Source organism: Stutzerimonas sp. Brlt_14, from assembly GCF_051948915.1.
In the GTDB taxonomy this organism is placed as follows: Bacteria; Pseudomonadota; Gammaproteobacteria; order Pseudomonadales; family Pseudomonadaceae; genus Stutzerimonas; species Stutzerimonas stutzeri.
Genome location: NZ_JAYJLM010000003.1, coordinates 62,722 through 75,242 on the forward strand (window position 1 = coordinate 62,722; position 12,521 = coordinate 75,242).

14 protein-coding genes are annotated in these 12,521 nt (G+C 65.0%); 4 read left to right on the plus strand and 10 right to left on the minus strand.

What is annotated here, in order from left to right; all coding sequences use genetic code 11:
* Positions 1–141: 141 nt before the first annotated feature.
* From VF716_RS07445 to VF716_RS07455, 3 genes are all read right to left on the minus strand, one after another.
* Positions 142–615, minus strand: coding sequence for a hemerythrin domain-containing protein (locus VF716_RS07445; RefSeq protein ID WP_011914919.1), 474 nt, complete (start codon positions 613–615; stop codon positions 142–144).
* Positions 616–705: 90 nt separating this feature from the next.
* Entirely contained in the window at positions 706–984 is a 279-nt protein-coding gene (locus tag VF716_RS07450; RefSeq protein ID WP_013984288.1) for a DUF3509 domain-containing protein, read from the minus strand.
* A 171-nt stretch (positions 985–1,155) separates the two neighbouring features.
* The gene (locus VF716_RS07455) at positions 1,156–1,863 is read right to left on the minus strand and encodes a class I SAM-dependent methyltransferase (RefSeq protein WP_017245402.1); all 708 of its coding nucleotides are present in this window, start codon (positions 1,861–1,863) and stop codon (positions 1,156–1,158) included.
* Positions 1,864–2,051: 188 nt separating this feature from the next.
* Here VF716_RS07455 and VF716_RS07460 point away from each other — a divergent pair, with 188 nt between their 5' ends.
* Positions 2,052–2,432 carry a response regulator gene (locus tag VF716_RS07460; protein WP_011914922.1) on the plus strand — a complete coding sequence of 127 codons (381 nt, stop codon included), beginning with the start codon at positions 2,052–2,054 and terminating at the stop codon, positions 2,430–2,432.
* Between the two features lie 61 nt (positions 2,433–2,493).
* Here VF716_RS07460 and fba read toward each other — a convergent pair whose 3' ends face one another.
* The 7 genes from fba to VF716_RS07495 all read right to left on the minus strand — a co-directional run bounded on the left by fba (position 2,494) and on the right by VF716_RS07495 (position 9,782).
* On the minus strand, positions 2,494–3,558 hold the full coding sequence (gene fba / locus VF716_RS07465) for a class II fructose-bisphosphate aldolase (protein WP_013984291.1): 1,065 nt from the start codon (positions 3,556–3,558) through the stop codon (positions 2,494–2,496).
* Positions 3,559–3,739: 181 nt separating this feature from the next.
* Positions 3,740–4,075 carry an MliC family protein gene (locus tag VF716_RS07470; RefSeq protein WP_125849543.1) on the minus strand — a complete coding sequence of 112 codons (336 nt, stop codon included), beginning with the start codon at positions 4,073–4,075 and terminating at the stop codon, positions 3,740–3,742.
* A 16-nt stretch (positions 4,076–4,091) separates the two neighbouring features.
* Entirely contained in the window at positions 4,092–4,286 is a 195-nt protein-coding gene (locus tag VF716_RS07475; RefSeq protein ID WP_125849541.1) for a hypothetical protein, read from the minus strand.
* Between the two features lie 116 nt (positions 4,287–4,402).
* The gene (locus VF716_RS07480) at positions 4,403–5,563 is read right to left on the minus strand and encodes a phosphoglycerate kinase (RefSeq protein WP_125852440.1); all 1,161 of its coding nucleotides are present in this window, start codon (positions 5,561–5,563) and stop codon (positions 4,403–4,405) included.
* Between the two features lie 49 nt (positions 5,564–5,612).
* Positions 5,613–6,659, minus strand: a complete 1,047-nt coding sequence (gene epd / locus VF716_RS07485; protein ID WP_011914926.1) for an erythrose-4-phosphate dehydrogenase — start codon at positions 6,657–6,659, stop codon at positions 5,613–5,615.
* 105 nt (positions 6,660–6,764) lie between these two features.
* Entirely contained in the window at positions 6,765–8,762 is a 1,998-nt protein-coding gene (gene tkt / locus VF716_RS07490) for a transketolase (RefSeq protein WP_320893104.1), read from the minus strand.
* A gap of 96 nt (positions 8,763–8,858) precedes the next feature.
* On the minus strand, positions 8,859–9,782 hold the full coding sequence (locus VF716_RS07495; RefSeq protein WP_020305689.1) for a LysR substrate-binding domain-containing protein: 924 nt from the start codon (positions 9,780–9,782) through the stop codon (positions 8,859–8,861).
* A gap of 157 nt (positions 9,783–9,939) precedes the next feature.
* Between VF716_RS07495 and VF716_RS07500 the strand changes: the two genes are divergently transcribed.
* The 3 genes from VF716_RS07500 (at position 9,940) to VF716_RS07510 (ending at position 12,519) form a co-directional block, all read left to right on the plus strand.
* Positions 9,940–10,836 (plus strand): TauD/TfdA family dioxygenase, encoded by an 897-nt coding sequence (locus VF716_RS07500; protein WP_151320883.1) that lies wholly within the window; start codon positions 9,940–9,942, stop codon positions 10,834–10,836.
* Positions 10,833–11,435, plus strand: coding sequence for a LysE family translocator (locus VF716_RS07505; protein WP_013984298.1), 603 nt, complete (start codon positions 10,833–10,835; stop codon positions 11,433–11,435). The genes VF716_RS07500 and VF716_RS07505 overlap by 4 nt, the downstream gene beginning before the upstream one ends.
* 82 nt (positions 11,436–11,517) lie before the next feature.
* Positions 11,518–12,519, plus strand: coding sequence for an ArsR/SmtB family transcription factor (locus tag VF716_RS07510; protein ID WP_200632598.1), 1,002 nt, complete (start codon positions 11,518–11,520; stop codon positions 12,517–12,519).
* Positions 12,520–12,521: the final 2 nt, after the last annotated feature.

Sequence of the window (12,521 nt, forward strand, 5' to 3'; positions counted from 1 at the left end):
CGGAAGTTGATACTAGAAAGCCATCAAGGGTCGCAGCGACGCCTGGTCGCACTATTGATGCACGTCAGCAAAGATGCAGGTGCCGCGGGGCGGAAGCAGAGCGGACCGGGGCAGGGAGCCCCGGTGGCCGGTAGGCGAGGTTCAGGCTGCCTGCTTGGCAGTGAACTCCTTCTTCAGACGATTGCGCAGCTCGATCATCTGCGCACCCATTTCCTCGAGGCGCTTGGCGTCGAACAATTCGCGCGCCTGCGGGAACATTTCCGATTCCTCTTCCTCGATGTGGTGCTCCAGCAGCTCCTTGCAGACCTTGGCCCGTCCGGAGAACTGGACGCTGCCCGGATCGGTGGCCTTCAGATCCGGCAGCACCAGCGAATCCACGGCTCGGTGCTCTTCCTTGGCCTCGTGATACATCTTCAGCTCTTCCTTGCCGCCGGCTTCCTTGTAGGCGGGGTAGAGAATCTGCTCTTCCAGCTGGGTATGAATGGTCACTTCCATTTCCAGCTTGCTGAGCAGCTCGGTGCGCGTCTTCACGGCGCGCTCGGTGGATTCGGTCAGGCGCGTCAGCAGGTCCTTTACGCGCTCATGATCCTCGATCAGCAGGTCGATGGCGTTCATGTGGCTGTCCTCTTCGGCTTCACGGGCTTGATGACCGGGCTCTGGCGGCCCGGTTTGCTACGGCTGCGGCATGGGCCGCAGCCGTAGGGCTCAGGCGTACTCGTAGGTCGGCAGTGCGGTACGGCTCTGGCTCTGCAGATGGGCGATGGAAGGCGACATGCCGGCTTCCAGTGCCAGATCACGGCGAACCGAGCTGACGACCCATTCCAGCTGAATCCGCGTCTGAGTCTGGCCTTTCGACAGGGCGCGCTTTACCAGCGTGCGGTCGTCGTTGCGCAGGGTCAGCAGCAGGCCGCCGTCGGGACGGGGCTCGGTAAGCACTTCGAACTCAGGGAATGCGGCAGTAAGAAATTGTTGTGCAGCGGTCATTGTTCTGTACTCCAAGAAAGTTCCAGCGAACATTAAAGGAGCAGCGTTCGTGCCAACCCGCAAAACAATTAATTTTCCTTTAATAACAAATACTTAACTCAATGCAGTCAGGAATTAGACCGTGCAAAACGCAATACAAAGCGTGACGCAGGTTGCATTCTGCGGCCTGCGTCAGCCGCGAGAAGCCTTGCGCCAGACACTGGCGAGCCAGGGTTGCTGGGCCCGAGGCAGCCCGGCAGGACGATAGTAGTGCTCCAGTTCGACGAAGCCCGCGGCCAGCAACCGCGCCCGCCAGCTTGGCCAGCTATACCAGACACCGTAGCGGTCACCGCTCCAGCCCTCCTCGTCCTGACCGCGGGGATTGGAGCAGAACAGCACGCCGCCCGCCTTCAGCGCCTCGTGCAGACGGGCCAGCACGCCGGGCAGCTCCGCGCTCGGAACATGGAACAGCACGGCGTTAGCGAAGATGCCGTCGAAGCTCTCCGTCGGCAGCTGCAGCTGCAACAGGTCCTGCTGCCAGACCTCGCAGCCGCTGTCCGCTCGCGCCATCTCGACGAATGCCTCGGTGCCGTCGAGGCCCACCGCGACGTGCCCTCGTGCGGTCAACGCCTTGAGATCGCGTCCGGGCCCACAGCCGAGATCGAGAATACGCAGCGGCGCCGGCGCCTGAATGTGACGCAGAAGGGCATCGATGTTCTGACTGACGTCGTGGTCGCGGGTGCCGTCGCGAAAAGCCTCGGCGTTGAGGCGGTAATAGTCGAGGGTGCGCTGTGCCGCGCGGTCCGGATCGCTCATGGCATTCATCTCCTGCAGGGCATCGCCCACCCTAGCGTGCATGCGCGCCAGCTGCCAGCCCATGGCCCCGGCGAAGGTCGGCATTGAGTCGCGCGCTGGAAGCGGCGAGGATAGCGGCGACAAAACCGTGCGTTACTGCACAGCAGTGGACGGAAAACGACGACCGTCCGGCCGCAGGACTGAAACTTGCAGCGTGCAACCTGTCGAAATCCTGTCCGGCCCCATGACGGCGGGCTGGATATGCAGCACGTAACGCAACATCGAGATCCATCATGAACCACGCACTGCCAAAAATCGTTCTGCTCGTCGAAGACGAGCCGCATATCCTCAGCCTGCTCTCGGACTATCTGGCCAGCGAGGGCTATCAGGTGCTGGAAGCGGACAGTGCGCCTAAGGCTTTCGAGATCCTGGCGACCAAACCGCATCTGGATCTGCTGGTCACCGACTTCCGCCTGCCGGGCAATGTCTCCGGAGTGATGATCGCCGAGCCCGCGCTCAAGCTGCGGCCGGAGCTGAAGGTGATCTTCATCAGCGGCTATCCCATCGAGATCTACGAATCCGGCAGCCCCATCGCCCGCTCGGCACCGGTGCTGGCCAAGCCCTTCGCGCTGGACACCTTGCGCTGCCAGATCCAGGAACTGCTCGCCAGCTGAGCACACATGCAGCGCAGAAACGAAAAAGCCCGCAAACGCGGGCTTTTTCATGTCCGATCGATCAATTGATCTTCGGATCCAGCTCGCCGTTGGCGTAGCGCTGGAACATGCCTTCCAGCGAGATCGGCTTGATCTTGCTGGCATTGCCGGCGGTGCCGAAGGCTTCGTAGCGGGCGATGCAGATGTCGCGCATGGCGGCGACGGTCTTGGCCAGGTACTTGCGCGGGTCGAACTCGCTGGGGTTCTTCGCCATGAACTCGCGGATCGCGCCGGTGGAGGCCAGACGCAGGTCGGTGTCGATGTTGACCTTGCGTACGCCGTACTTGATGCCCTCGACGATCTCCTCGACCGGCACGCCGTAGGTTTCGCCGATCTCGCCGCCGTACTCGTTGATGATCTTCAACCACTCCTGCGGCACCGAGGAGGAACCGTGCATCACCAGGTGGGTATCCGGGATGCGCGCGTGGATTTCCTTGATGCGCTGGATCGACAGCGTGTCGCCGGTCGGCGGCTTGGTGAACTTGTAGGCGCCGTGGCTGGTGCCGATGGCGATCGCCAGGGCGTCGACCTTGGTCTTGGCGACGAAGTCGGCGGCTTCTTCCGGATCGGTCAGCAGCTGGCTGTGATCGAGCACGCCCTCGGCGCCGACGCCGTCTTCCTCGCCGGCCATGCCGGTTTCAAGGCTGCCCAGGCAACCCAGCTCGCCTTCCACGGAGACGCCGCAGGCATGGGCGAAGGCGACGGTCTGCTGCGTCACGCGCACGTTGTACTCGTAATCGGCGGGGGTCTTGCCGTCTTCGCGCAGCGAGCCGTCCATCATCACCGAGGAGAAGCCGAGCTGGATCGAACGCTGGCAGACGTCCGGGCTGGTGCCGTGGTCCTGGTGCATGCACACCGGGATGTGCGGGAATTCTTCGATCGCCGCCAGGATCAGATGACGCAGGAACGGCGCACCGGCGTATTTGCGCGCACCGGCGGAAGCCTGGACGATCACCGGGGAATCGGTCTTGTCGGCCGCTTCCATGATGGCGCGCATCTGCTCGAGGTTGTTGACGTTGAAGGCCGGCACGCCGTAGCCGAACTCGGCGGCGTGGTCGAGCATCTGGCGCATGCTGATGAGTGCCATGTTTTCCTTTCTCCCGGTCTGGGTCGTTTGATCGTGTAGAGCCTGCCGCAGTGGCCGACGCTGTTCAAGCGCCGCACGCTGGGCGCGGCATTGTAGAGGCGGGAGCGACAAATGCCAGCGTCCCGCCAGCGCTTTAAAAAACGTAGCCTCGCATCGCGAGGCCGCAGTAACCGATGGTCCGCTAGATACTGATGAGCGACGCGCTGCAGCCGTGGGCCAGCACCTTGTCATCGGCGACGCGATACACCAGCGCCTCGTTGCCCTTGTCATGGAAGGCAACTACGCCATCGCTATAGAAAGTGCCATGCGTTGCAGGTTCCTTGCGCAACGTATGAACCTGCTCGCTGTTGCCGATCCTCAGGTCGATGGCGTTGCGCTGATCATCGGCATAGCGCCAGGCGATGTGCTGCTGGCTCTGGCACTTCCAGCGCACGAACGGCGCGTCCGGGCCGGACTGCCAGTGGCCGCAGCCGCCGAGCAGCAGCGCGGCGAGCAGCATGGGCAAGCCTTTGTTCATTCCATCTCCTTGGGAGTCAGTCGGGGCAGTCCTGCAGACCACCCTGGGCGACGGTCGGATCGCCGGTGGCCTGCATCTCAACGCGCTGGTCGTGTTCGGCGGTCGGGCCAAGCACCGGCGGAGGGTCGAGCACCTGGCAGGCGGTGTGCGGCGAACTGCCGGCGCAACCGGCCAGGCCCAGGCAACAAACGGCAACAGCGACGTAACGCATGGCGAATCCCCTTTCCTTGTTCCGATAAGAACAGAGACCACGGCGAGCCGCCGGGGTTGCCGTCTGCATCAGCGGGCGGCCAGCGCCGAGGGCGCCGCCGGCAGCCCGCCCGGCCATCAGCTGGCGCGTTGCTCCAGTACCTCGACCGCCGGCAGCACCTTGCCCTCGACGAACTCGAGGAAGGCGCCACCACCGGTGGAGATGTAGGAGATCTGTTCGGCCACGCCGTACTTGTCGATCGCCGCCAGGGTGTCGCCACCGCCGGCGATGGAGAACGCCGGGCTCTGGGCGATGGCCTGGGCCAGCACCTTGGTGCCGTTGCCGAACTGATCGAATTCGAACACACCGACCGGTCCGTTCCACAGGATGGTCTGCGAGGCCTTGAGCATCTCGCCGAACATGGCCGCGGTCTTCGGCCCGATATCCAGGATCATGTCGTCATCGGCGACATCGCCGATGGCCTTGACCGTGGCCTCGGCGCTTTCGGCGAACTCCTTGGCGACCACCACATCCACTGGCAGCGGCACGGCAACCTTGGCCGCGATGGCCTTGGCGGTGTCGAGCAGATCGGCTTCATGCAGCGACTTGCCGACCTTGTAACCGGCCGCGGCGAGGAAGGTGTTGGCGATGCCGCCGCCGACGATCAGCTGGTCGCAAATGTCGGCCAGCGAGGTCAGCACGTCGAGCTTGGTCGACACCTTGGACCCGGCGACGATGGCCACCATCGGCCGCGCCGGCTTGTCCAGGGCCTTGCCCAGTGCTTCCAGCTCGGCAGCCAGCAGCGGGCCGGCGCAGGCGACCTTGGCGAACTTGGCCACGCCATGAGTCGAGCCCTGGGCGCGATGCGCGGTGCCGAAGGCGTCCATGACGAAGACGTCGCACAGCGCGGCGTATTTCTGCGCCAGCTCGTCGGTGTTCTTCTTCTCGCCCTTGTTGAAGCGCACGTTCTCCAGCAGCACCAGCTCGCCCGGCTGGACCTCGACGCCGTCGAGGTAGTCCTTGATCAGCGGCACCTCACGGCCGAGGGCCTTGGACAGGTAATCAGCGACCGGCTTGAGGCTGTCTTCCTCGCTGTAGACGCCCTCTTCCGGACGGCCCAGGTGCGAGCAGACCAGCACCGCGGCGCCTTTTTCCAGCGCCAGCTTGATGGTCGGCAACGAGGCCAGGATGCGTGCATCGCTCTTCACCGCACCATCCTTCACCGGCACGTTGAGGTCCTCGCGGATCAGCACGCGCTTACCCTGGAGGTCGAGATCGGTCATCTTCAAAACGGTCATGTTGGTCTTCCTTAAGGTCGAGAAGCAGCGATGTTCCAAGCGCGTGCCACTACGGGCGATGAGCCACGCGCAGGTAATGGTCGGTGACGTCGAGCATGCGGTTGGCGAACCCCCATTCGTTGTCGAACCAGGCCAGCAGATTCACCAGGCGCGGGCCGGAGGCACGGGTCAGGCTGCCGTCGACGATCGCCGAATGTGGGTCGTGGTTGAAGTCGCAACTGGCATGCGGCAACTCCGTGTAGGCCAGCAACCCCTGCAACGGGCCGCTTTCGGCGGCCTCGCGCAGCACCTTGTTGATGGTCTGCGCATCGGTATCGCGCGCCGTCTGCAGCGTGATGTCCAGGCAGGAGACGTTCACCGTCGGCACCCGCACGGCTTTGGCCTGAATCCGCCCGGAGAGTTCCGGCAGCAGGCGTTCGATACCCCGGGCGAGCCCCGTGGATACCGGAATCACCGACTGGAAGGCCGAGCGGGTGCGGCGCAGGTCGTCATGGTGGTAGGCGTCGATCACCGGCTGGTCGTTCATCGCCGAGTGAATGGTCGTGATGGAGGCGAACTCGATGCCCACCGCGTCATTGAGCAGCTTGAGCAGCGGCACGCCGCAGTTGGTGGTGCAGGAGGCGTTGGACACCAGCCGCTCGGTGCCGCTCAGCTGCCCCTGATTGATGCCCATCACCACGGTGGCGTCGACATCCGCCGCACTGGCCATCGGCTGGGAAAACAGTACCCGCGGCACACCCGCCGCGAGGAAGCGCTCGCCATCGGCACGGCTGGTGTAGGCGCCGGAACATTCCAGCACCAGATCGACGTCGAGTGCCCGCCAGTCGATGGCTTCCGGCGTCGATGCACGCAGCACCTTCACGCAGTCGCCGTTCAGGTGCAGGCAGTCGCCCTCCACGCCCACGTCGCCTGGAAAGCGACCGTGAGTGGAGTCGAAGCGGGTGAGGTATTCCAGGCTGGCCATGTCGGCCAGGTCGTTGAGGGCAACGAACTGAAAATCGAAGGCGGCGCCGCGCTCATAGAATGCACGCAGCACGCAACGGCCGATGCGGCCGTAGCCGTTGAGAGCGACGCGATAGGGACGGGCGTTGGCCATGGGTTCTCGTCGGTCCTGCAGGTGGAAAGCGGCAGTTGGCTCTCCACCCTACGCGGATGGGGCTTGATGGGATGGATGACCGCAGCCATCCACCCATCGTCGCGATCAGTCCTCCAGCAGCTCTTCGGCGACCGCGAGGATGTTGTCGACGGTGAAGCCGAACTCCTCGAACAGCTGGCCGGCCGGGGCCGACTCGCCGTAGGTGGTCATGCCGATGATGCGGCCGTCGAGGCCGACATACTTGTACCAGTAGTCCGCATGGGCCGCCTCGATGGCGATGCGCGCACCGACTTCCACCGGCAGCACCAGTTGCTTGTAGGCCGCATCCTGGGCGTCGAACACGCTGGTGCAGGGCATGGAGACGACGCGCACCTTGCGGCCCTGCTCGGCCAGCTTGTCGGCGGCCTGCACCGCCAGGCTGACTTCCGAACCGGTGGCGATCAGGATCAGCTCGGGCTCGCCGGCGCAGTTCTTCAGGATGTAGCCACCGCGGGCGATGGCCGCTTCGGTTTCGTTGTCACGCACATGGAACGGCAGGTTCTGCCGCGAGAAGATCAGCGCGCTCGGACCGTCCTTGCGCTCGACCGCATGCTTCCAGGCCACCGCGGACTCGACCGTGTCGGCCGGACGCCAGGTATCCAGGTTCGGCGTGGTGCGCAGGGCGACCAGCTGCTCGACCGGCTGGTGGGTCGGGCCGTCTTCGCCGAGGCCGATGGAGTCGTGGGTGAACACGTAGATCACCCGCTGCTTCATCAGCGCCGACATGCGCACGGCGTTGCGTGCGTATTCCATGAACATCAGGAAGGTCGCGCCGTAGGGAATCAGGCCGCCGTGCAGGGCGACACCGTTCATGATCGCGGCCATGCCGAACTCGCGCACGCCGTAATACATGTAGTTGCCCGAGGCATCCTCGGCCACCACCGGCTTGCAGCCCTTCCACAGGGTCAGGTTGGAGCCGGCCAGGTCCGCCGAGCCGCCGAGCAGCTCCGGCAGCAGCGGGCCGAAGGCGTTCAGGCAGTTCTGACTGGCCTTGCGGCTGGCGATGGTTTCGCCCTTGGTGGCGACTTCACGGATGAACTCGCTGGCCTTTTCGGCGAAGTCCGCCGGCAGCTCGCCGGCCATGCGCCGCTTGAACTCGGCAGCCAGCGCCGGGAATTCGGCCTCGTAGGCGGCGAAGCGCTTGTTCCACTCGTTCTCGGCGTCGGCGCCCTTCTGCTTGGCGTCCCACTCGGCGTAGATCTCGGCCGGGATTTCGAAGGGGCCGTGCTTCCAGCCCAGCGCCTCGCGGGTCAGGGCGATTTCGGCCTCACCCAGGGCAGCGCCGTGGGATTCTTCCTTGCCCTGCTTGTTCGGCGAGCCGAAGCCAATGATGGTCTTGCAGCAGATCAGGGTCGGGCGGTCGCTTTTGCGCGCGGTCTCGATGGCCATCTGAATCTCGTCGGCGTCGTGACCGTCGACGTTACGGATCACCTGCCAGCCATAGGCCTCGAAGCGGCGCGGGGTGTCATCGGTGAACCAGCCGTGCACCTCGCCATCGATGGAGATGCCATTGTCATCGTAGAAGGCGATCAGCTTGTTCAGGCCCAGCGTGCCGGCCAGCGAGCAGACTTCGTGGCTGATGCCTTCCATCATGCAGCCGTCGCCGAGGAACACGTAGGTGTTGTGATCGACGATGTTGTGGCCGGAGCGGTTGAACTGCGCCGCCATGACCTTCTCCGCCAGGGCGAAGCCGACGGCGTTGGCCAGACCCTGACCCAGCGGGCCGGTGGTGGTCTCGACGCCGGCGGTGTAGCCGAACTCCGGGTGGCCCGGGGTCTTGCTGTGCAGCTGGCGGAAGTTCTTCAGGTCATCGATGGACAGGTCGTAGCCGGTCAGGTGCAGCAGCGAGTAGATCAGCATCGAGCCATGGCCGTTGGACAGCACGAAGCGGTCGCGGTCGGCCCACTGCGGGTTGGTCGGGCTGTGCTTCAGGTGGTCGCGCCAGAGCACTTCGGCGATGTCCGCCATGCCCATGGGGGCACCGGGATGGCCGCTGTTGGCTTTCTGCACGGCATCCATGCTGAGTGCGCGGATGGCATTGGCTCGCTCACGACGGCTGGGCATCGCTGAATCTCCTGCGGGGGTGTACCTGGAAAAAGGCGGCCATTTTCCCCTACCGAGGGTGGCCGGGGCAATGACTGAATGCCCTGGCAAGCGCCGTCAATCCAACAGCTCGATGCCCTGCCCGGTGACATCCGGCAGGTGCTCGAGCAGATAGTCGCGCATGCGCGTCAAGGTGGAAGACTCGTTGTCGCCGGCAGGCCAGACCAGGTAGTAGCTGTCGCCGGATTTCACCGCCTGCCCGAACGGCAGCACCAGACTGCCGCGCTGCAGCTCGGCACCGACCAGCGCCAGATCACCGATCGACACGCCATGCCCCTGGGCAGCGGCGGAGATGCCCAGCTCCAGGGTGTCGAACAGCTTGCCCTGCTGCCAGGCGACCTCGTCCGCCCGCCCGGTGCGCTGCAGCCAGCGCCGCCAGTCACGGCAGTCACGCGACGGGTGAATCAGCTCGGCCGCCGCCAGCTGCTCGGTGCTCCAGGGCGCCGCGCCGAGCAGTTCCGGCGCGCAGACCGGCACCAGCCATTCGTCGAACAGCTTGACCCGGCGCCAGTCGGCCGGAAAACCGCCATTGCCCAACAGGATCGCGCAGTCGAACGGCTCGCTGTGGAAATCCACCGCGTCCAGATCCATCCAGGCGCTGGTGAGCTGCACACGATTCTGCGGATGCGCCAGCTGAAAGGCGTTCAGCGCGCCGAGCAGCCAGCGCATGGTCAGCGTCGAAGGCGCCTTGAGGCGAAGCGCGCCGCGCTGGCGCGTCACCGCGACGCAGGCGTTCTCGATGGTACGGAAACCGATCTTCAGCTCCTGCGCCAGCAGGCGACCGGCATCGGTCAGCACCAGCCGCGAGCCATGTCGCTCGAACAGCTGGCAATCCAGATGCTCCTCCAGGGTCTTCACGTGCCGGCTCACCGCACTCTGGGTGATGAACAGGCTCTGCGCCGCCTGGGTGAACGAGCCGAAGCGCGCCGCCACCTCGAACGCACGCAGCGCATACAGAGGCGGCATGCGCGGTACTGCCATAACGGATTCCGGCATGACTAAAACTCATCCTTAGCGGCTGTTTTTTCCATTTTTCAATCCTCATGCACCTCCCAATACTGCGCCAGCTAAGGGTCGCAGGCCAACCCCGCCAAAACACCCATCACGCCAGCACATACAAAAGTCAGGGAAGGATGTCATGCACAACGATCATTACGAGACGCTTCTGGCCCGCGCCGTGACCAAGGGCGCGCTGCAGCATGAGCAGATTGGCGAGATCCTCAATTTCAGGCTGTTCGGCAACAAGCGCGGCTACCTGACACTGGAAAACCTGCCGGTCGGCGATATCCCGCCCACCCCGCCCAGCCGCGAACAGCTGAACAAGCCCGACGAGAGCAGCGAACGCCTGTTGCTGCAGGCGACGGCGCTGCTGGGCGAGCCGATCGGCTACCTGCAGGAGTCCGATGGCTGCATCGTCAACAACTTCTTCCCGCTGCAGACGCAGTCCCGAGCGGCGAACTCCGACAGCTTCGACACCGAACTGGATCTGCACACCGAAAACGCCTTCCACGCCGTGGTACGGGACTATCTGGTGCTGCTCTGCCTGCGCCAGGACCCCGCCGCCGAAGCGGTGACCTACATCGCCTCCATCGAGCGCATCCTCGAGCGTCTGACCTTCGAAGAGCAGGCCTTCTTCCTCACCGAGCCGTACAACTTCCTGTCCGACTACGGCCCCACCGGCAAGAACCAGCGCATCGACATCAACCGCCACCAGACCATCCTCTATGGCGATCCGGACGCGCCCTTCTTTCGCTTCGACCCGCAGTTCATGCTGGCTTTCAGCAGCCGCGCCCAGCAGCTGATGGACAAGCTGCGCAACATCGCCTGGGAAGTGGTCGAGCCCGTGCGCCTGAACCGCGGCGACATGCTGATCATCGACAACCGCCGCACCGCCCACGCGCGCAGCCCCTTCAGCGCGCGCTTCGATGGCAGCGACCGCTGGATCCAGCGCGCCTTCGCCATCACCAATCCCAACTTCTACGCCGAGCGACTGGGCAAACGCAGCCGCGTATTCGGCCTGGTGACCGAACTATGAACGCCACCTACCTCGCCTTCGCCGCCGCGGTCGCACTGCTGATCGCCTCCCCCGGACCGGTGGTCGCCCTGGTGGTGGCCGACGCCCGCCGCCGCTGGCCGCTGTGGACCATCCTCGGCGGCGCCGTGTCTGCGCAGATCCTGATGATCGCCGCGCTGGTGATGATCTACCTCGCACTGGACCTCGACCCGCTGGTGCTCGAGGCCGGGCAGATCCTCGGCGGGCTCTACCTGATCTGGCTGGGCTGCGACGGCCTCTGCGGCGGCGGCGGCGAAACCACCACGCCGCGCCGCAGCGAGGCGCACTATTTCTGGCGGGCCATGGCGGTGGGCCTGTCCAATCCAAAGGACATCCTGTTCTTCCTCGCCTTCCTGCCCGGCTTCATCCTGCCGGCGCAGCCGTTCGCTCCGCAGGCCACGGTCCTGATCGTGATCTGGCTGGTGATCGATCTGAGCATCCTGCTCGCCTACAGCCTGCTGTCGCGCCGCCTGGCCGGCGAGGGGCTGGTTCAGCGGTTGCTGGATATCCTGCCCAACTACTTCCTCATCGGCCTGGGCCTGGTGTCCTGCACCCTGGGGCTGTCCCGCCTGCTGCAGTAACCCTGCACCCGCAAGGGCAATATCAAAACTTTTTGATACTGCCCTTGCTGTACGAAAAGTGACCGACTAGACTGCGCGGCCTATGAGCCTGCGCTTTCCCCAGATCCGTTACGACGCCAGCGACCAGCTCGCCGCCCTGTGCAAGGCCGGTGGCGATGCGCTGCGCCTGAACGTGCTGCGCGTGCTGGCCAGCGACTCCTTCGGCGTGCTCGAGCTGGCGCAGATCTTTGCCATCGGCCAGTCGGGGATGAGCCATCATCTCAAGGTGCTCACCCAGGCCGGCCTGCTGGCCACCCGGCGCGAAGGCAACGCGGTGTTCTACCGACGCAGCCTGGCGCAGCTCGACAGCCCTGGCGGCCGGCTGCACGCGGCATTGCTGGAGGAAGCGGACCGGCTGGAACTGCCACGCGAGATCGACGCCCGCATCGCCGCCGTACACGCCCAGCGCAGCGCCGCCAGCGAGGATTTCTTCGCGCGCATGGCCGACAGTTTCCAGGCCCGCCAGGACCTGATCGCCGGCCTGCCACAGTACCGCGACAGCGTGGTGGCCCTGCTCGACGCGCTGAACTTCGACGCCGAAGCCACGGCGCTGGAAGTCGGCCCCGGCGACGGCAGCTTCCTGCCGGAACTGGCCCGGCGCTTCGCCCGGGTGGTGGCGCTGGACAATAGCCCGGCGATGCTCGACCTGGCCCGCGCCCATTGCGAACAGACCGGGCTCGGCAACGTCGAACTCAGGCTGACCGACGCCTTGCACGATGACTGCCCGGCGGCCGACTGCGTGGTACTGAACATGGTCCTGCATCATCTGGCCGCGCCGGGTGAGGCAATGAAACAACTGGCGCGGCTGGTAAAGGCGGGCGGCAGCCTGCTGATCACCGAGCTGTGCAGCCACAACCAGAGTTGGGCCAGGGAGGCCTGCGGCGATCTCTGGTTGGGCTTCGAACAGGACGATCTGGCCCGTTGGGCCGATGCCGCGGGGCTCACGCCCGGCGAGAGCCTCTACATTGGCTTGAAGAACGGTTTTCAGATCCAGGCCCGGCACTTTTCCCGGCCCGCTCCTGACGACCGACTCACCCACCGGTAATA